The sequence below is a fragment of the Pseudomonas sp. P5_B3 genome (assembly GCF_056400405.1).
The window spans coordinates 14,835-33,977 of the sequence record NZ_JBFULI010000008.1 but is presented as its reverse complement, the minus strand read 5'-3'; the positions used below and the strand labels follow the sequence as shown (position 1 = coordinate 33,977).

At 59.4% G+C, this 19,143-nt stretch carries 22 protein-coding genes; 21 read left to right on the top strand and 1 reads right to left on the bottom strand.

Annotated elements, in window-relative coordinates; translation table 11 throughout:
• Positions 1-277: 277 nt before the first annotated feature.
• From rluC to AC1DRN_RS07335, 3 genes are read left to right on the top strand one after another with little or no spacing between them, the layout of a single operon-like run.
• A complete protein-coding gene (gene rluC, locus AC1DRN_RS07345) occupies positions 278-1,240 on the top strand; it encodes a 23S rRNA pseudouridine(955/2504/2580) synthase RluC (RefSeq protein ID WP_223459606.1) in 963 nt (320 codons plus the stop codon).
• The gene (locus AC1DRN_RS07340) at positions 1,227-1,889 is read left to right on the top strand and encodes an HAD-IA family hydrolase (RefSeq protein WP_223459604.1); all 663 of its coding nucleotides are present in this window, start codon (positions 1,227-1,229) and stop codon (positions 1,887-1,889) included. Before rluC ends, AC1DRN_RS07340 begins: the two co-directional genes overlap by 14 nt.
• Before the next feature lie 24 nt (positions 1,890-1,913).
• Entirely contained in the window at positions 1,914-2,903 is a 990-nt protein-coding gene (locus tag AC1DRN_RS07335; protein WP_223459602.1) for a S49 family peptidase, read from the top strand.
• Between the two features lie 217 nt (positions 2,904-3,120).
• Here the strand turns inward: AC1DRN_RS07335 and AC1DRN_RS07330 are convergent, their stop codons facing one another.
• On the bottom strand, positions 3,121-3,699 hold the full coding sequence (locus AC1DRN_RS07330; protein WP_223459599.1) for a Maf family protein: 579 nt from the start codon (positions 3,697-3,699) through the stop codon (positions 3,121-3,123).
• Between the two features lie 105 nt (positions 3,700-3,804).
• On the opposite strand from AC1DRN_RS07330, the gene AC1DRN_RS07325 reads away from it, so the two are divergent.
• The 18 genes from AC1DRN_RS07325 (at position 3,805) to AC1DRN_RS07240 (ending at position 19,012) form a co-directional block, all read left to right on the top strand.
• On the top strand, positions 3,805-4,332 hold the full coding sequence (locus AC1DRN_RS07325; RefSeq protein ID WP_007942001.1) for a YceD family protein: 528 nt from the start codon (positions 3,805-3,807) through the stop codon (positions 4,330-4,332).
• A gap of 13 nt (positions 4,333-4,345) precedes the next feature.
• The gene (gene rpmF / locus AC1DRN_RS07320) at positions 4,346-4,528 is read left to right on the top strand and encodes a 50S ribosomal protein L32 (protein ID WP_003179396.1); all 183 of its coding nucleotides are present in this window, start codon (positions 4,346-4,348) and stop codon (positions 4,526-4,528) included.
• A gap of 4 nt (positions 4,529-4,532) precedes the next feature.
• On the top strand, positions 4,533-5,543 hold the full coding sequence (gene plsX, locus AC1DRN_RS07315; RefSeq protein ID WP_223459597.1) for a phosphate acyltransferase PlsX: 1,011 nt from the start codon (positions 4,533-4,535) through the stop codon (positions 5,541-5,543).
• Between the two features lie 124 nt (positions 5,544-5,667).
• Positions 5,668-6,606, top strand: a complete 939-nt coding sequence (fabD, locus tag AC1DRN_RS07310) for an ACP S-malonyltransferase (RefSeq protein WP_046037471.1) — start codon at positions 5,668-5,670, stop codon at positions 6,604-6,606.
• A gap of 16 nt (positions 6,607-6,622) precedes the next feature.
• Positions 6,623-7,363, top strand: coding sequence for a 3-oxoacyl-ACP reductase FabG (gene fabG, locus AC1DRN_RS07305; protein ID WP_007997043.1), 741 nt, complete (start codon positions 6,623-6,625; stop codon positions 7,361-7,363).
• A gap of 197 nt (positions 7,364-7,560) precedes the next feature.
• Positions 7,561-7,797: an acyl carrier protein gene (gene acpP / locus AC1DRN_RS07300; RefSeq protein ID WP_003175607.1), complete on the top strand. Its 237-nt coding sequence runs from the start codon at positions 7,561-7,563 to the stop codon at positions 7,795-7,797.
• Between the two features lie 108 nt (positions 7,798-7,905).
• Positions 7,906-9,150, top strand: coding sequence for a beta-ketoacyl-ACP synthase II (gene fabF, locus AC1DRN_RS07295; protein WP_223459595.1), 1,245 nt, complete (start codon positions 7,906-7,908; stop codon positions 9,148-9,150).
• Positions 9,150-9,965 carry an aminodeoxychorismate lyase gene (gene pabC / locus AC1DRN_RS07290; RefSeq protein WP_223459593.1) on the top strand — a complete coding sequence of 272 codons (816 nt, stop codon included), beginning with the start codon at positions 9,150-9,152 and terminating at the stop codon, positions 9,963-9,965. The genes fabF and pabC overlap by 1 nt, the downstream gene beginning before the upstream one ends.
• 3 nt (positions 9,966-9,968) lie before the next feature.
• Positions 9,969-11,201, top strand: a complete 1,233-nt coding sequence (gene mltG / locus AC1DRN_RS07285; RefSeq protein WP_223459590.1) for an endolytic transglycosylase MltG — start codon at positions 9,969-9,971, stop codon at positions 11,199-11,201.
• A gap of 19 nt (positions 11,202-11,220) precedes the next feature.
• Positions 11,221-11,853, top strand: coding sequence for a dTMP kinase (gene tmk, locus AC1DRN_RS07280; protein ID WP_223459588.1), 633 nt, complete (start codon positions 11,221-11,223; stop codon positions 11,851-11,853).
• Positions 11,846-12,832, top strand: coding sequence for a DNA polymerase III subunit delta' (locus AC1DRN_RS07275; protein ID WP_223459586.1), 987 nt, complete (start codon positions 11,846-11,848; stop codon positions 12,830-12,832). The genes tmk and AC1DRN_RS07275 overlap by 8 nt, the downstream gene beginning before the upstream one ends.
• 72 nt (positions 12,833-12,904) lie before the next feature.
• A complete protein-coding gene (locus AC1DRN_RS07270) occupies positions 12,905-13,693 on the top strand; it encodes a TatD family hydrolase (RefSeq protein WP_223459584.1) in 789 nt (262 codons plus the stop codon).
• Between the two features lie 387 nt (positions 13,694-14,080).
• Positions 14,081-14,719: a TetR/AcrR family transcriptional regulator gene (locus AC1DRN_RS07265; protein WP_223459582.1), complete on the top strand. Its 639-nt coding sequence runs from the start codon at positions 14,081-14,083 to the stop codon at positions 14,717-14,719.
• A 137-nt stretch (positions 14,720-14,856) separates the two neighbouring features.
• A complete protein-coding gene (locus AC1DRN_RS07260; RefSeq protein ID WP_223459581.1) occupies positions 14,857-15,825 on the top strand; it encodes a GTP 3',8-cyclase MoaA in 969 nt (322 codons plus the stop codon).
• A 171-nt stretch (positions 15,826-15,996) separates the two neighbouring features.
• Positions 15,997-16,605: a DUF4823 domain-containing protein gene (locus AC1DRN_RS07255; protein ID WP_223459578.1), complete on the top strand. Its 609-nt coding sequence runs from the start codon at positions 15,997-15,999 to the stop codon at positions 16,603-16,605.
• Positions 16,606-16,621: 16 nt separating this feature from the next.
• On the top strand, positions 16,622-17,182 hold the full coding sequence (locus AC1DRN_RS07250; RefSeq protein ID WP_223459576.1) for a DUF1285 domain-containing protein: 561 nt from the start codon (positions 16,622-16,624) through the stop codon (positions 17,180-17,182).
• A 192-nt stretch (positions 17,183-17,374) separates the two neighbouring features.
• Complete coding sequence (locus AC1DRN_RS07245) at positions 17,375-18,091, top strand: FadR/GntR family transcriptional regulator (protein ID WP_046037461.1); 717 nt, start codon at positions 17,375-17,377, stop codon at positions 18,089-18,091.
• Between the two features lie 45 nt (positions 18,092-18,136).
• A complete protein-coding gene (locus AC1DRN_RS07240) occupies positions 18,137-19,012 on the top strand; it encodes an SMP-30/gluconolactonase/LRE family protein (RefSeq protein ID WP_223459574.1) in 876 nt (291 codons plus the stop codon).
• Positions 19,013-19,143: the final 131 nt, after the last annotated feature.

Genomic DNA, 19,143 nt, shown 5'->3' with positions numbered 1-19,143 from the left:
TTGTGAACTGGCCGTGAATATGGCTCGCAAAACGAGTGGAATACTCTGCTTTGTGGCGTGATTCAGGCCTCATGTCACCTGCGCTCGTTACACCTGCAAACTCCACCGTTACGTAGCGAAAGCCCCGTAGGACGGCCTCGCGTCCTGGTGAATTGCGTTGGTCAGGGCCGGTTTTTGACCGTTGGTCCGCTGTCCAGGCCGCTTTTGGCGACGTTCGCGACTATAGCAGCAATGATTAAGTGCTTCAATTCCATAAAAAATTGTTATCATCCGCGGCATGACGACGACTACCCTCCCGACTCCAGGCGTACAACTGCTTGAGGTCTCGCCGGAATATGCCGGCCAACGCATTGATAATTTCCTTCTCGCCCGACTCAAAGGCGTGCCCAAGACCTTGATTTACCGCATTTTGCGTAAGGGCGAAGTGCGCGTGAACAAAGGTCGGATCAAGCCCGAGTACAAGCTGCAGGCGGGCGATATCGTGCGCGTGCCGCCGGTTCGCGTGCCTGAGCGCGACGAGCCGGTGCCGCTGGCACAAGGCCTGCTGCAGCGACTCGAAGCCTCGATTGTCTTCGAAGACAAGGCGCTGATCGTGATCAACAAGCCTTGCGGCATCGCCGTTCATGGCGGCAGCGGCTTGAATTACGGAGTAATCGAAGCCTTTCGTCAGTTGCGTCCCGATTGCAAGGAACTCGAACTGGTTCATCGTCTCGACCGTGACACCTCCGGCCTGCTGATGATCGCCAAGAAGCGCAGCATGCTGCGTCACTTGCACACGGCCTTGCGCGGTGATGGCGTCGATAAGCGCTATATGGCGCTGGTTCGCGGTAACTGGGCGTCCTCGATCAAGCAGGTTCGAGCGTCGCTCGGCAAGAGCAATCTGCGCTCCGGTGAGCGCATGGTCGAGGTCGACGAGGAGGAGGGCAAGGAGTCTGTGACCGTGTTCAAGGTCCTGCGTCGCTTTGGCGACTTTGCCACTCTGATTGAAGCCAAGCCGATCACCGGTCGCACTCACCAGATCCGCGTCCACACGTTGCACGCCGGGCACTGCATTGCCGGCGACACCAAGTACGGCGATGACGATTTCAGTAAGGAAATTCGTGATCTGGGCGGCAAGCGTCTGTTCCTGCACGCCTACATGCTGACCGTACCACTTCCCGATGGCGGTGAGCTGAAGCTGCAAGCGCCGGTCGACGAGATGTGGGCCAAAACCGTGGAGCGATTGAGTGCGCCCATCTGATTACAAGCTGCTGATCTTCGATTGGGACGGCACGCTGGCCGATTCCATTGGGCGGATTGTCGAGGCGATGCACGTTGCCTCGCAGCGTTCCGGGTTTGAGTTGCGCGATGATTTTGCCGTCAAGGGCATTATCGGTCTGGGCTTGCCGGAAGCGATCCGCACGCTGTATCCCGAGATTGGTGACGGCGAGTTGATCGCGTTCCGTGAGCACTATGCTGAACATTACATTGCGTCGGAAGCTGTGCCTTCGCCGCTGTTCGAGGGCGTGGTCGAGTCGCTCGAGGCATTTCGTGTCGAGGGTTATCATCTGGCTGTGGCGACCGGCAAGGCCCGTCGCGGGCTGGATCGGGTGTTGAAGTCCCATGGCTGGGAGAATTATTTCGATATCACCCGCGCTGCCGACGAGACCGCCAGCAAGCCCCATCCGCTGATGCTCGAGCAGATTCTCGCTCATTGCGAGGTTCGCCCGGAGCAGGCGTTGATGGTTGGTGATTCATCCTTTGACTTGCAGATGGCGCGCAACGCCGGCATGGGTTCGGTGGCTGTCAGCTATGGCGCTCAATCGATCGATGCGTTGAAGTTGTATGAGCCGCGGCTGGCCATCGATCGTTTTTCAGAATTGCATGCCTGGCTGAGTCAGCGGGCTTAACCGGTTGTTTTTGGGGTGGATGGCATGGCCGACGAATGGAAGGCGCCCGCCAAGGCGAGCGCAGAGAGCGGTGACGAGAAAAGCTGGAAGTTGCTGGAGAAGACGCTGCTGGCCGGAGTGCAGGAGCAGCGCCGGTCCCGTCGCTGGGGAATATTCTTCAAACTGCTGACTTTTGTGTATCTGATTGGCGCAATGATTCTGTTTTCGCCGCTGATGGATATGGAAAAAGCCGCCACCCGCAGTGCTCATTACACGGCGCTGATCGATGTGACGGGCATGATTGCCGACAAGGAGCCGGCCAGCGCAGACAATATCGTTGGCAGCCTGCGTGCGGCTTTCGAGGACGAGAAGGTCAAGGGCGTCATCCTGCGCATCAACAGCCCGGGTGGCAGTCCGGTGCAGTCGGGCTATGTCTATGACGAGATCCGTCGTCTGCGCGGCCTGCATCCGGACACCAGGCTGTATGCGGTCATTTCCGATCTCGGGGCTTCCGGTGCTTACTACATCGCCAGCGCGGCAGATCAGATCTACGCCGACAAGGCCAGCCTGGTCGGCTCCATCGGTGTGACGGCGGCCGGTTATGGTTTTGTCGGCACCATGGAGAAGCTGGGCGTCGAGCGGCGCACCTACACCGCTGGCGCACACAAGTCGTTCCTCGATCCGTTCCTGCCGCAAAAGCCGGAAGAAACCGCCTTCTGGCAAGGCGTGCTCGATACGACCCACAAACAGTTCATCAGCAGCGTCAAGCAGGGGCGCGGCGATCGCCTGAAGGACAAGGATCATCCGGAGCTGTTCTCCGGTCTGGTCTGGTCCGGCGAGCAGGCGCTGCCGCTGGGGTTGATCGATGGGCTGGGTAATGCCAGTTCGGTTGCGCGGGATGTGATCGGCGAGAAAGAGCTGGTGGACTTCACTGTGCAGGAGTCGCCGTTCGATCGCTTCTCGAAAAAGCTCGGTGCCAGCGTGGCTGAGCATTTGGCGATGTGGATGGGCTTTAACGGTCCGTCGTTGCGCTGATACTGCGGTGACATGAAAAACCGGCCTGCGAGGCTAATGCCAGTCAGTTGAGTGTTTGAGCGCCGCAAACCTTGTGGGAGCGAGCTTGCTCGCGATGACGGTTGGACAGTCACACAAGGGGTGCCTGGCAGTCCGCCATCGCGAGCAAGCTCGCTCCCACAGGTTTCGTGTGTTAGCTGATCGGCATTAGCTTGCGAGGCCGATTTTTTATTGGGGGTCAGGGGATTTGCACGCCTTCGGCCAGCAACATGTCGATCAGGCGAATCAGTGGCAGGCCGATCAGGCTGGTGGCGTCAGGCCCCTCGGTGCTGCGAAACAGGCTGACCCCCAGGCCTTCGGCCTTGAAGCTGCCTGCGCAGTCGTAGGGTTGCTCGGCGTGCAGGTAGCGTTCGATGCGGGTCGTATCGAGTGTGCGCATGTGTACGGTGAACGGCACGCAATCGACCTGGCAGTGTCCGGTCTGGCTGTTGAGCAGGGCCAGGCCGGTCAGGAACGTCACGCGGGCACCGCTGGCGGCCAGTAGTTGCTCACGGGCTTTTTCGAACGTGTGGGGCTTGCCGATAATCCGCTCTCCCAGTACGGCGACCTGGTCGGATCCGATTATCAGATGAGCGGTATGGCTGTCGGCCAGGGCGCGCGCTTTCTCTTCGGCGAGGCGCTTGACCAGTTCGATGGCGGATTCGCCAGGGCGATGGCTTTCGTCGATATCCGGCGAGCTGCACGTGAAAGGCAACTGCAAACGGGCCAGCAATTCCCGGCGATAGACCGAGCCAGAAGCGAGTAATAAAGGCAGCATGCGCATCTCCAGAAGGCAGGTGCGGATTCTAGCGAGGCTTCCAAGTGACGGACAGGGCTGAATTTCCTTTGACATGGGCGGGTGCATCCCTATAATGCTGCGCCTATGTTGAATGACCCGATTCCACCTCACGTTGACCCGCGCAAATTGGCTGATCGTGGCACCACCCTTCAAGGTGAAATGCTGCTGGCCGATTTGGAGAGACTCTGCGACCCGCTTTCCGACAATGTCGGTACGGTGCAGGCTAAATTCGTTTTTGAACGAGATGAACGTAAATCTGTGGTTATCCACAGCTTTATCGACACTGAAGTCAAAATGGTTTGCCAGCGTTGTCTTGAGCTGGTCACCCTGCCGATCCATAGCGAATGCAGTTACGCCGTGGTGAAGGAGGGTGCGAATACCCAGTCGTTGCCGAAAGGTTATGACGTGCTGGAACTGGGCGAAGATCCTTTGGATCTGCAGTCACTGATCGAGGAGGAGCTTCTGCTCGCCTTGCCCATTGTGCCTGCTCATCATCCGGAAGAATGCCAGCAGCCGGCGGGAGCAGATGAGCCCGAACCGAGCGAGGACGAGGTAACGCGGTCCAACCCGTTCAGTGTATTGGCGCAGTTAAAGCGTGACCCAAACGTTTAGGAGTTAATCAATTATGGCTGTTCAGCAGAACAAAAAATCCCGCTCTGCCCGTGACATGCGCCGTTCGCACGACGCTCTCGAGGCTAGCACCCTGTCTGTAGAAAAAACCACCGGTGAAGTTCACCTGCGTCACCACGTATCGCCAGAAGGCGTATACCGTGGTCGTAAAGTGATCGACAAGGGCGCTGACGAGTAATCACTTGTCCGCTCAAGTCATCGCGATTGACGCAATGGGCGGGGACTTCGGTCCCCGCAGCATTGTTCAGGCCAGCCTTGCTTGCCTGTCTGCTACACCCTCGCTGCACCTGACCCTCGTCGGTCAACCCTCCCTACTTGAAGAATTGATCGCTGGCCATTCGGCTGTGGATCGCGCGCGCCTGTCGATTGCCCCTGCGAGCGAAGTCATTACCATGGACGAAAAACCCACCCAGGCCTTGCGTGGCAAACCTGACTCGTCGATGCGTGTAGCCCTGGAATTGTTGCGCGACGGCAAAGTCCAAGCCTGTGTCAGTGCCGGCAATACCGGGGCGTTGATGGCGTTGTCGCGGTTCGTGCTCAAGACCTTGCCGGGTATTGATCGTCCGGCCATGGTGGCGGCGATTCCGACACAGAAGGGTTACTGCCAATTACTCGACCTGGGTGCCAACGTCGATTGCAGTGCCGAGCATCTGCTGCAGTTTGCGGTGATGGGCTCGGTTGCTGCGCAAACGCTGGGCATAGCGCGTCCACGGGTGGCGTTGCTGAATATCGGCACCGAAGACATCAAGGGCAACCAGCAGGTCAAGCTGGCCGCCACTTTGTTACAGGCCGCTCGCGGCATCAATTACATCGGTTTCGTCGAAGGTGATGGTTTGTACCGCGGCGAAGCGGATGTGGTGGTGTGTGACGGTTTTGTCGGCAACATCCTGCTCAAATCCAGCGAAGGCCTGGCGACCATGATTGCCGGGCGCATCGAGGCGTTGTTCAGGAAGAACGTGGCCTCTCGCGTGGTCGGCGCGCTGGCGCTGCCCTTGATGAAACGTCTGCAGGCCGATCTGGCACCTGCCCGGCATAACGGCGCGAGCTTTCTCGGATTGCAGGGGATCGTGGTGAAGAGCCACGGTTCTGCCGGAGTGCAGGGTTTTCAAAGCGCCATTCAGCGCGCACTGATCGAAATTCAGGAAAACCTGCCTGAACGCATTCACGGTCGTCTGGAGAATTTATTGCTTTAGGCGTTTTCGTCGGACAATGCTTAAATGTGACCGGTTGGTTCGATGGGCCATCCAACTGTCAGTTTCTTGCGCCCCCAAGCGGGACGCCAATTCTCCGACGACAAGATCATTAGGGGCTTGTTACATGTCTGCTTCCCTCGCATTCGTCTTTCCAGGACAGGGTTCGCAGTCCCTCGGCATGCTGGCCGAGCTGGGCGCGCAACATCCGGTTGTTCTCGAAACATTCAAAGAAGCTTCCGATGCACTGGGTTACGACCTGTGGGCACTGACCCAGCAAGGGCCGGAAGAGCAACTCAATCAAACCGATAAAACCCAACCGGCCATTCTGACCGCCTCGATCGCCCTGTGGCGTCTATGGCTGGCGGAAGGTGGTGCGCGTCCGGCTTATGTCGCCGGTCACAGCCTGGGTGAATACAGCGCGCTGGTCGCGGCAGGCAGTCTGAGCCTGGGCGATGCAGTGAAGCTCGTCGAGCGTCGTGGCCAGCTGATGCAGGAAGCCGTGCCGGCCGGACAAGGCGGTATGGCTGCCATCCTGGGCCTGGACGATGCCGACGTACTGGCGGCCTGTGCCGAAGCGGCGCAAGGCGAGGTGGTCAGCGCGGTGAATTTCAACTCGCCGGGCCAGGTGGTCATCGCCGGTGCCAAGGCTGCCGTCGAGCGCGCCATCGAAGGCTGCAAGGCGCGTGGCGCCAAGCGCGCCATGCCGTTGCCGGTCAGCGTGCCGTCCCATTGCGAGCTGATGCGTCCGGCTGCCGAGCGTTTCGCCGAATCGATCGCCGCGATCGACTGGCAGGCACCACAGATCCCTGTGGTGCAGAACGTCAGTGCCCAGGTGTCGGCCGATCTGGAAACCCTCAAGCGCGATCTGCTCGAACAGCTGTACAAGCCAGTACGCTGGGTCGAATCCGTACAGGCGCTGGCAGCCAAGGGCGCGACCAATCTGGTCGAGTGCGGCCCGGGCAAAGTGCTGGCGGGTCTGAACAAGCGTTGCGCCGAAGGCGTGTCGACATCCAACCTCAATACCCCAGACGCTTTCGCTGCCGCCCGTGCAGCGTTGGCCTGAATCAGGAGAAGCTTGCATGAGTCTGCAAGGTAAAGTTGCACTGGTCACCGGTGCGAGCCGTGGCATCGGCCAGGCTATCGCCCTGGAACTGGGTCGTCAGGGCGCCATCGTTGTGGGTACCGCGACCTCCGCGTCGGGTGCCGAGCGCATTGCCGCGACCCTGAAGGAAAACGGTATTCAGGGCACTGGCCTGGAACTCAACGTCACCAGCGACGAGTCCGTGGCGGCTGTTCTGGCGAGCATCCAGGAGCAGTTCGGTGCGCCGGCGATCCTGGTCAACAATGCCGGTATCACCCGCGATAACCTGATGATGCGCATGAAAGACGACGAGTGGCACGACGTTGTCGATACCAATCTGAACAGTCTGTTCCGCCTGTCCAAGGGCGTTTTGCGCGGCATGACCAAAGCCCGTTGGGGCCGAATTATCAGTATTGGTTCGGTTGTGGGTGCCATGGGCAACGCAGGCCAAGTAAACTACGCTGCCGCCAAGGCTGGTCTGGAAGGTTTCAGCCGTGCTCTGGCGCGTGAAGTCGGTTCGCGTTCGATTACGGTAAACTCGGTGGCCCCAGGGTTCATCGATACCGATATGACCCGTGAATTGCCCGAAGCGCAGCGTGAAGCCTTGCAGACGCAGATTCCGCTGGGTCGTCTGGGGCAAGCTCAAGAGATCGCGTCCGTGGTCGCTTTTCTTGCGTCGGACGGTGCGGCTTACGTTACCGGAGCTACAATCCCGGTGAACGGCGGGATGTACATGTAATTCAAATGTGACGGATTGCTTCAAAAAAATGTCATACGAGCTGTCTAAAATCCGTTATAAAGCTGCAATCTATTTTATCGGCATAGGGTCACCGGGTTTGAGGAGTGAAGCTTTCAGTTGAAAAGCTGAAAAGTCTTTCTATACACTTACCCACTGGCCAGCTGCCTGAATTTGTCCATTAGGAGTGAAAACAAGGTATGAGCACCATCGAAGAGCGCGTCAAGAAAATCGTTGCTGAGCAACTGGGCGTTAAAGAAGAAGAAGTGGTCAACACTGCTTCCTTCGTAGAAGACCTGGGTGCCGACTCCCTTGACACCGTTGAGCTGGTGATGGCTCTGGAAGAGGAATTCGAGACCGAAATCCCTGACGAAGAAGCCGAGAAGATCACTACCGTACAAGCTGCAATCGACTACGTTACTAGCCACCAGGCGTAATAGTTTGTAATCGTTGCTCGCTGTCATGGAAAAACCGCACTGCTATCACGGCGTGCGGTTTTTTCTTTAGGCCTGATGCAAAGTCGTCATTTGAAAAAGGAGAGTGCTGTGTCGCGTAGACGCGTCGTAGTCACCGGTATGGGTATGTTGTCGCCACTGGGCACGGATGTGCCGAGCAGCTGGCAGGGCATTCTGGCTGGCCGCAGTGGCATTGGTCTGATCGAACACGCCGACCTTTCTGCCTATTCCACCCGTTTTGGCGGCTCGGTAAAGGGCTTCAATGTCGAGGAATACCTGTCGGTCAAGGAAGCCCGCAAGCTCGACCTGTTCATTCAATACGGTCTGGCCGCAGGTTTTCAGGCGGTACGCAACGCCGGCCTGGAAGTCACCGACGCCAACCGTGAGCGCATCGGCGTGGCCATGGGTTCGGGTATTGGCGGTCTGACCAATATCGAAGAAACTGCCCGTACGCTGCACGAGACTGGCCCACGACGGATCTCTCCGTTCTTCGTACCAGGCTCGATCATCAATATGATTTCCGGTTTCCTGTCGATCCATCTGGGGGCACAGGGACCTAACTACGCCATCGCCACGGCCTGTACCACTGGTACCCACTGCATTGGCATGGCCGCCCGCAACATCATGTACGACGAAGCCGACGTGATGATTGCCGGTGGTGCCGAGATGGCGGCCTGCGGTCTGGGCATGGGCGGCTTCGGTGCCTCCCGCGCGCTGTCGACCCGCAATGACGAGCCGACCCGCGCCAGCCGTCCATGGGACAAGGGGCGTGATGGCTTTGTATTGTCCAACGGTGCCGGTGCGCTGGTTCTGGAAGAGCTGGAACACGCCAAGGCCCGTGGCGCGACCATCTACGCCGAGCTGATCGGTTTCGGCACCAGCGGCGATGCTTACCACATGACTTCGCCGCCCGCCGATGGTGCCGGTGCTGCTCGTTGCATCACCAATGCGCTGCGCGATGCCAAAATCAATGGCGATCAAGTGCAGTACATCAACGCCCACGGCACTTCGACTCCCGCAGGCGACCTGGCCGAAGTCAATGCGATCAAGTCGGTGTTCGGCGATCACGCCTACAAGCTGGCCGTCAGTTCCACCAAGTCCATGACCGGCCACCTGCTGGGTGCGGCGGGCGCGGTCGAGGCGATTTTCAGCGTGCTGGCGATCAACAGCCAGGTAGCGCCGCCGACCATCAACCTCGATGAGCCGGACGAAGGTTGCGACCTCGATTTCGTGCCGCACACGGCGCGTAATATGGATATCGATGTGGTCGTTTCCAACTCCTTCGGTTTTGGCGGCACTAACGGCTCGCTGGTGTTCCGCCGGTTCGCAGGCTGATGGACAGCTGGGTCGACGGTCAGCCGGCTGACGCTTTGTCGCTGAAGGATCGCGGCCTGGCTTATGGCGACGGTCTGTTCGAGACCATCGCCGTGCGTAACGGGCAGCCCGTATTGCTGGACCGGCATCTGTCGCGTCTGGCGGACGGTTGTTCGCGTCTGGCGCTTGCCGCCGATCAGGCGTTGATCCGCAGCGAACTGCTGGCCTACGCCGGGGCACTGGGTGACGGGGTGCTCAAGCTCATCCTCACTCGTGGCGATGGTCTGCGCGGTTATGCCCCGGATCCTTCGGCTCAGGCCCGACGCATTCTGCAAGGCAATCCACCCGCGGCTTACCCTGCCGTGCATGGCGAGCAGGGTGTTCGTCTGTTTCCTTGCACCACGCGATTGTCCAGACAGCCATTACTGGCTGGCCTCAAGCACCTGAACCGTCTTGAACAAGTCCTCGCCCGTGCCGAATGGCAGGACACCGAGCATGCCGAAGGCTTGATGCTCGATCAGGCCGGGCGCGTGATTGAAGGCGTGTTCAGCAATTTGTTCCTGGTGCGTGATGGTGTACTCGTCACCGCCGACCTCAAGCGCTGCGGCGTGGCCGGCGTGATGCGTGGCGAAATATTGTTTCAGGCCAGGTCGCTGGGAATCCCCACGCAAATCACCGACATTCCCCTCGAACAACTGCAATGGGCTGACGAAGTATTTATCTGCAACAGCGTGTATGGCGTTTGGCCGGTGCGCGCCTGTGCTGCTCTTCACTGGCCGGTTGGGCCGCTCACACGTAAACTCCAAACCATTGCCCGTGCGCTACTGGATGCTTGATACGTGAGACGTAAATTCTTGCTGCTGCTGGAAACCGGACTGGTTCTGGCGGGGCTGCTGTTGGGTGCTTCAGCCTGGAAAATTCATTCGGCGCTGGTACAGCCGCTGAACGTTGCCCAGGAACAATTGCTGGATGTGCCCAAGGGCACCACGCCGACCCGCACCTTCTACCGACTCGAAGCCAATGGCGTCATCAAGGACGCATTCTGGCTGCGGGTATATTGGCGCTTCAACCTCGCCAGGCAACCCCTGCACAGCGGTGAATACCGCATGAAGCCGGGCATGACCGTCGAAGGCCTGATCGACCTGTGGAAACGCGGGGAAATGGTTCAGTACAGCCTGACCCTGGTCGAAGGCTGGAATTTCCGTCAGGTCCGCGCAGCGCTGGCCAAAGAAGAGAAGCTCGACCATAGCCTCGACGGTTTGAGCGACAGCCAGGTCATGGACAAGCTCGGTCATAGCGGGATTTTCCCGGAAGGGCGCTTCTTCCCTGACACTTATCGCTACGTGCGCGGCATGACCGATATCGAACTGCTGAAAACCGCTTACGAGCGCCTCGACGAAGTGCTCTCCAAGGAGTGGGAACAGCGCTCTTCCGACGTGCCGTACACCGAACCCTACCAGGCGCTGATCATGGCCTCGCTGGTGGAGAAGGAAACCGGGGTACCGCAGGAGCGCGGGCAAATTGCCGGCGTGTTCGTACGACGCATGGCGATGGGCATGCTGCTGCAGACCGATCCGACGGTGATCTACGGCCTTGGCGACCGCTACAGCGGCAAGCTGACCCGGGCTCATCTCAAGGAAGCGACGCCCTATAACACCTACATGAATGCGGGCCTGCCGCCTACGCCTATTTCGATGGTCGGTCGCGAAGCCATCCATGCGGCACTCAATCCGGTGGAGGGCAACAGCCTATACTTCGTGGCGCGTGGTGATGGCACTCACGTGTTCTCCGACGACCTGGACGCTCACAACAATGCTGTGAAGGAGTTCCAGCTCAAGCGTCGCGCCGATTACCGCTCCAGCCCGGCGCCTGCCTCCACGCCCGAGACGCCGCCCACCGAGGCTGAGCAAACCGGTACGCAGGAGGCCAGGTCTTCGCAAGAGTTGACTCCGATCCCGGCCGCTTCACCGAACACGGCTCCCGAGGCGTTGCCGCAGGTGCCGGCGCAAGATCCTGCGCCAGCCCCTGAAGTGCCGGAACTCGATGCCAACGCACCGAAAAGCCCGCAATGACTCTGACTAAGGACTGCCTGTGACTGGCTTGTTTATTACGCTGGAAGGCCCGGAAGGCGCCGGCAAGAGCACCAACCGTGAATACCTGGCCGAGCGCCTGCGCGCCGCCGGCATCGAGGTGGTGCTGACCCGCGAGCCGGGTGGCACGCCGCTGGCCGAGCGCATCCGTGAAGTGCTGCTGGCCCCGGTCGACGAAGTCATGAACCCGGATACCGAGTTGCTGTTGGTGTTCGCGGCGCGTGCCCAGCACCTGGCCGAAGTGATTCGCCCGGCGCTGGCCCGCGGTGCCGTGGTCTTGTGTGATCGTTTCACCGATTCGACATACGCCTACCAGGGCGGCGGCCGAGGCTTGTCGCTGGAGCGCATCGCGACCCTTGAAACCTTCGTCCAGGGCGATCTGCGTCCGCACCTGACGCTGATTTTCGATCTGCCTGTCGAGGTGGGTCTGGCCCGCGCCAGTGCTCGCGGTCGTCTGGATCGCTTCGAACGCGAAGGCCAGGCCTTTTTCGATGCCGTACGCAAAGCCTTCCTCAAGCGGGCCGAGGCAGATCCGGCGCGTTATGTGCTGGTCGATGCTGCCCAGTCGCTGGCACAGGTTCAGCAATCACTGGATGCCTTGCTGCCGCGCCTGCTGGAGTTGAGCCGTGGCTGAGGCCTATCCGTGGCAGGAAACCCTCTGGCAGCACCTGGCCGGTCGCGCCCAGCATGCGCATGCTTACCTGCTGCATGGCCCCGTCGGGATCGGCAAGCGGGCACTGGCCGAGCGCCTGATGGCCAGCTTGCTGTGCCAGCGCCCGAACGCGCTGCAAGCCTGCGGTGAATGCAAATCCTGTCTGCTGCTCAAGGCTGGCAGCCACCCGGATAACTACATCCTGGAACCGGAAGAGGCCGACAAGGCGATCAAGGTCGATCAGGTTCGCGATCTGGTCGGTTTCGTGGTGCAGACTGCGCAGTTGGGCGGGCGCAAGGTGGTGTTGATCGAGCCGGCCGAGTCGATGAACATCAATGCCGCCAACGCCTTGCTCAAAAGCCTTGAAGAACCGTCCGGCGATACTGTTTTGTTGCTGGTCAGCCATCAGCCGAGCCGTTTGTTGCCAACCATCAAGAGTCGCTGCGTGCAGCAGGCCTGTCCGCTGCCGGGCGAGGCCATGAGCTTGAAGTGGCTGGCCCAGGCGTTGCCGGAGTGCTCCGAAGAAGAGCGCGTCGAACTGCTGACCCTGGCCGCCGGTTCGCCGCTGGCGGCAGTCAATCTCCAGGCCCAGGGCGTGCGTGAGCAACGCATGCAAGTGGTGGAAGGGGTAAAAAAACTCCTCAAGCAACAGCAGTCGCCGACGCAACTGGCCGAAGAGTGGAAAAACATTCCGATGTTGCGCCTGTTCGATTGGTTCTGCGATTGGTCGAGCCTGATCCTGCGCTATCAGTTGACCCAGGACGAAGCCGGCCTGGGCCTGACCGACATGCGCAAGGTCGTGCAGTACCTGGCGCAGAAAAGCGCCCAGGGCAAAGTCCTCGATATCCAGGACTGGATCCTCGCCCAAAGGCAGAAAGTCTTGAGCAAGGCCAACCTCAATCCGGCCTTGCTGCTGGAGGCATTGCTGGTGCAATGGGCGTCGTTGCCTGGCCAAAGATGACTGTCCGCGCCTAGACTCCGAATATCAGAACATCCGCCCGTCCCACCCATTCGATACAAGTTGCAGCCCTTTATGCTCGTAGATTCCCATTGTCACCTTGATCGCCTCGACCTGGCCGCCCACGACGGCTCCCTGGATGCCGCCCTTGATGCGGCCCGACAGCGCGGGGTAGGGCACTTTCTGTGTATCGGTGTCAGCGCGGACAACGCGGCCGACGTCAAGGCCCTGGCCGAACGTTATGACGACGTCGACTGCTCGGTGGGCGTGCACCCTCTGGATGTGCAGCCGGATGCCGCGCCGGCGCTGGACTGGCTGTTGCAGGAGCTCAATCACCCGCGGGTGGTCGCCATTGGCGAAACCGGCCTGGACTATCACTACGAGCCGGAAGCTGCAGAGTTGCAGCAGGAATCGTTCCGCCTGCACCTGCAGGCCGCGCGGCAGACCGGCAAACCGGTGATCATCCATACYCGTGGGGCCCGTACCGATACCCTGGACTTGTTGCGTGAAGCGGCGCTGCCCCAGGCGGGCGTATTGCATTGCTTTACCGAAGACTGGGAGATGGCGAAGGCTGCGCTGGACATGGGCTACTACATTTCCCTGTCCGGGATTGTCACTTTCCGCAATGCTGACGCATTGCGCGATGTGGCCAGCAAGGTGCCGGCCGACCGATTGCTGGTGGAAACCGACTCGCCGTACCTGGCGCCGATACCCTATCGCGGCAAGCCAAACCTGCCGCAGTACGTGCGTGAAGTCGCGGAATTTCTGGCAATGTTGCGTGGTGAGCCCTACGAGCGGTTTGCCGAGCAGACCACTGAGAACTTCAAGCGGTTGTTTCCGTTGGCGCATGTGAAATCAGTTTAGGGTTTGAAGCCGCTTTCGCGAGCAGGCTCGCTCCCACAAGGTTAAATCGCAGGCAAAAAAAACCCGGGTTCTGGGGGGTGAATCCGGGTTAAGACCATTAGGAGTAAAACAATGGCACGCGGTCCGTTGGTACCAATATCGGCGTGACACTTGGGGGAGATGCCCCGCCGACAGTTCAAGTATTGATCAGGATTGCGCCTAGTCCAGTTTGGTGGCCCGGGTTTTTAAACAAATTTGGAATACGTGCGCTTCGGAAGAGTTCTCATCAACCCGCAAACGTACGCGGAATGACCAGAAAGCGCAGATATGGTCGGATGATCCGTGCATTTTTGCGTAAGTTAGGCATAATACGCGGCTTCGAATTTTGACCCCGACAGACCTTTTCTTATGCATAAAGAACCTCGTAAGGTCCGTGAATTTCGTCGCCGCGAGCAGGAAATTCTCGATACCGCGCTCAAGCTGTTCCTCGAACAAGGTGAAGACAGTGTCACCGTCGAGATGATTGCTGATGCCGTCGGTATCGGCAAAGGCACGATCTACAAGCACTTCAAGTCCAAGGCGGAAATCTATCTGCGCCTGATGCTCGACTACGAGCGCGATTTGAACACACTGCTGCATTCGGCCGATGTCGACAAGGACAAGGAAGCCCTGTCCCGGGCGTACTTCGAATTCCGCATGCGCGATCCACAACGCTATCGCCTGTTCGACCGCCTCGAAGAGAAAGTAGTCAAGGGCAACCAGGTGCCGGAGATGATCGAGGAACTGCACAAGATCCGTGCCTCGAATTTCGAACGCCTGACCCTGCTGATCAAAGGCCGGATCAGCGAAGGCAAGCTGGAAGACGTGCCGCCTTACTTCCATTACTGCGCGTCCTGGGCGCTGGTGCACGGTGCCGTCGCGCTGTATCACTCGCCGTTCTGGAGCAATGTGCTGGAAGATCAGGAAGGTTTCTTCCAGTTCCTGATGGACATCGGCGTGCGCATGGGTAACAAGCGCAAGCGCGACACCGACACTTCCGGCAGCTGAGCCATTCAGTTGCCTTATTGCGCCATGATTTCGCTACTTGGCGCAGTGCCGCAGGAATATACTCAGGTAGAGGACTTGCTAAAACTTGATTTCTAAGTCAAGTTTTAGCGGCCCGATATTCTTCCGCCGGAGTGACCATGATCGTTGACCGTCAAGGCAGGCGTTTTCGCAACTTGCGAATCAGTCTGACCTCAGCCTGCAATTACGCTTGTACCTACTGTGTGCCCAATGGCAAGCGGCTGGTGGCTGCGCAGGATGAGTTGTCGGCCGAAGCCATGGCGCGCGGTGTGGCTTATCTGATTGAAGCTGCGGGGATCGAGCGTCTGCGCATTACCGGCGGCGAGCCGCTGGTCAGCCCGAAACTCGAGGCGTTCATGACGGCGGTCGGGAAGATGGGCCTGGAAGACATCAGCCTGACCACCAATGGCCAGTTGCTGGCGAAGAAACTGCCGCTGCTGGTGAACGCCGGCATTCGGCGCCTCAACGTTTCCCTCGATACCCTCGACGCCAGCGCGTTCCGTGCCATTGCCCGGGGCGGCGACCTGGCTACCGTGCTCAACGGCATGAACGAGGCCAGTGCGGCCGGCATGAAGATCAAGGTCAACATGGTGCCGCTGCGCGGGCAGAACCTCGATCAAGTGATGCCGCTGCTCGACTACTGTCTGGAGCGTGGTTATGAACTGCGCTTCATCGAGCTGATGCGCATGGGCCATCTGGCCAGCGATTCCAATGCTTTTCTGCAACAGTTCGTCAGCCTCAAGCAGTTGCTGAGCCTGATCGGCGAGCGCTATGAATACCTGCAGGCCGATGCCCCGGTCGATGCGACGGCCGTTCGCTATGAAATTCCGGGGCAAGGCTATTTCGGCGTGATCGCCAACGAGAGCGTGCCTTTCTGCCGGACCTGTTCACGCTTGCGTTTATCCTCCACCGGGTGGCTGCATGGCTGCCTGTCGTCGAGCAATCGCCATTACATCGGCGACCTGCTGGACAAGCCGCGCCATCAAGCACTGCCGGCCTTGCAGCGACTCCTGGTGAAAGCCTTGGGCGACAAGCAGGAAGTGGCGTTCTCTGGTGGTGCGACTGTCATGAAGATTATCGGCGGTTGAACCGGCCTCATCGCGGGCAAGCCACGCTCCCACAGGGTTTACGCAAAACCTTGTGGGAGCGTGGCTTGCCCGCGATTGCGATTGATCAGGCGACGATCAACTTGAGCTGGCGCAAAAGCTGCATCCTACGGCCATTCGCCGGTTTTCCGACACCGGCCTCTGGAGGATAGGATGCGTAGCCTGGTTTTGCTGCTGGCCGTTTTGGCACTTGGTGGCTGCATGAACGTCAGCGATATGGCCGAAGGGACTCGTTACCATATGAGCGATGCGGGGTTACTCGATCACAGCGACAGCCGTCGCGTAAACAATCTGCGCATTCAACCGGACTCGTTCGTCTATATCGCCCAAGGCGCTTTCATGCCCCCAAGCAGCGACGTTTACCCACGGCCCAACGTGATTGCCGAAGTCGCGTTCGATGGCTTCGTCGAATACTTCCCGATGGTCCGCCGTGCCCGTACGCCCGAAGGCCTCGACCAGGCCATGGGCGAAGCCCGTGCCGCCGGCGCGCACTATTTGCTCTACACCCGGTTTGCCCGGTCTGACGACCGTATCGGCAACTCGGACGAGTGGCTGGATCAGGAAGCCCTGGATCGTCTCGGCATCGACAGCGGTATGATTCAGATCATGTTGATCGAGACCAGCACCCAGTATTTGATTGATACTGCAACCATCAAGAGTCGTGGCGGTTTACTGACGTTCCACGATAAAAAACCCGAAGACCTGATGGGCCCGCCGCTGGAACAATACGCGCGCAGCCTGCTGGGGCTCAGCGACCAGTAATTTCAAGGAGAACGCCATGAGTGGCCCGCAAAAAGCCAACGACCTGCTGGGGCAAATCCCCAAGACCAAAGGCTTGCCGCCGGTGCACCTGTGGAACCCCGATTTCTGCGGCGACATCGACATGCGCATCGCCCGGGACGGCATCTGGTATTACCTGGGCACGCCGATCGGGCGCAAGCCGATGGTCAAGCTGTTCTCCACCATCATTCGCCGCGACGGCGATGATTATTTCCTGATCACGCCGGTGGAAAAGGTCGGCATCAAGGTCGACGATGCACCGTTCGTGGCGATTGCGGTGGACGTGGAAGGCGAGGGCGAGGCGCAGGTGTTGCGCTTTACCACCAACGTCGATGAAACCACCGAGGCCGGTGCCGGGCATCCGATGCGCGTGGTCATCGACCCGGTAACGCAAGAGCCAGCCCCTTACGTGCATGTGCGCAGCAATCTTGAAGCCTTGATCCATCGCAACGTGTTCTATCAATTGGTGGAACTGGCGGTGAGCCGCGAGATCGACGGCCAGCGCTGGCTCGGTGTATGGAGTGGCGGCGAGTTCTTCCCCATCGGTCTCGAACCCTGACACATAACAACACTGTGGGAGCGAGCTTGCTCGCGATGAGGGCATAACATTCAACATCCATGTTGCCTGTTACTCCGTCATCGCGAGCAAGCTCGCTCCCACAGTGGTTCTGTGGATTCAGTAAATTCAAATTGACATCCAATCGTATGATGATTAGCGTGAGCTCCCATCACGTACGGCTTTGAGGTGTCCATGTCCAGCAGCTTTCATGCTTCGACCGTTGACTGGCTGGGATGCTGGCTCGCCACGGGGCAGGTCAAGCCCGGTGAGTCACTCAAGGTCGAAGCCGACCTCGGCGAACAACTCGGCGTGAGCCGCACGGTCATCCGCGAAGCGATCAAAACCCTGGTTGCCAAAGGCATGCTCGAAGTCGGCCCGAAAGTCGGCACGCGGGTGTTGCCGGTGCGGCGCTGGAACCTCTTCGATCCACAAGTCGTCGGCTGGTTGTCGCGCAGCGGCTTGCCGGAAAACTTTGTCGACGATCTGCTCGACCTGCGCCGTACCATCGAACCGATGGCCGTGCGCTGGGCCTGCGAGCGCGCAACCGGCGAACAGGTGAACGCGATCCTGCTGGCCTGCAACGCGCTGGAACGGGCGGTGGACAGCGGCATCGATTACAACCGTGCCGACCAGCTCTTCCACGAGTGCATCCTCGCTGCCAGCCACAATCAATTCATCGAACAAATGGTTCCCGCCCTCGGCGCGTTGCTTGCGGTGGCCTTTGAAGTGTCCGCCGCCGACCCGGATGAACTGCGTCGCACCTTGCCGATTCACCGGGACCTGGCTGAGGCAATCGCGGCCCGAGATACCGCCCGGGGTGTCTGGGCCTGCATGACCCTGATCGATAACGCGGACCTGGCGATCAAGCGTTACTACCCGCAAGTCATGGCCGATAAAAAGGCCAGCTGACAACGAAAGTCCCCACATAAAAACAAGAACAAAGCAGGAGGTTTCATGACGTTGACGGCGGTTACCGGGCATCGGGCGAAACTGGGCGAAGGCCCGTTTTGGGATGCGCCGACCCAGGCGCTGTATTGGGTGGATATCGCGGGCAAACAGGCACTGCGGTTGATCGGCGCCAATGTGCAGATCTGGCAGATGCCGGAGCATGTGTCAGCCTTCATCCCCTGTGAAAGCGGCGATGCGCTGGTGACATTGAGTAGCGGTGTGTATCGCCTTGATCTCGACTCACCCGGCCTGGGACCGCGCCTGACGTTGTTCTGCGTAGCCGATCCGCAACCGGGCAACCGCCCCAACGAAGCCCGTTGCGACGCTCAAGGCCGACTCTGGCTCGGAACCATGCAAAACAACATCGGAGAACACGGTGAAGATATGCCCATCGTTCGCCGTTCGGGCGGATTGTTCTGTATAGATCGCGCCGGGCGGGTCGTGCCGCTGCTGCGTAACCTGGGTATTCCCAATACGCTGTTGTGGAGCGATGACGCCACCAGCGTGTATTTCGGCGACAGCCTCGACGGCACCTTGTATCGACATTTCATCCGTACCGACGGCGCCCTCGATGCGCCGCAGGTCTGGTTTGGTTCGCACGATCGTGGCGGCCCGGACGGTTCGGCGATGGATGCCGAAGGCTTTATCTGGAATGCCCGTTGGGACGGTAGCTGCCTGCTCAGGTTGAGCCCCGACGGCAAAGTCGATCGGATCATCGAACTGCCGATCAGCCGTCCCACCAGCTGCGTGTTCGGCGGTGCAGACCTGAAAACCCTGTACATCACCAGCGCAGCCAGTCCGCTGGGCCATCCGTTGGATGGGGCGGTGTTGTCGATTCCAGTGGATGTGCCTGGAAAGCATTGCACGCGTTTTGCTGGGTAAATCCCAAAATATGGGATGTAAATATATATATTGAGATTTTTCGCGGGCCAGGTTTATAGTCGGCCTCACCAGTTACATGCACTCACACTTAAAAAAACAAAACAGGTGAAGTGATGCAGCGAAGTTTCCCC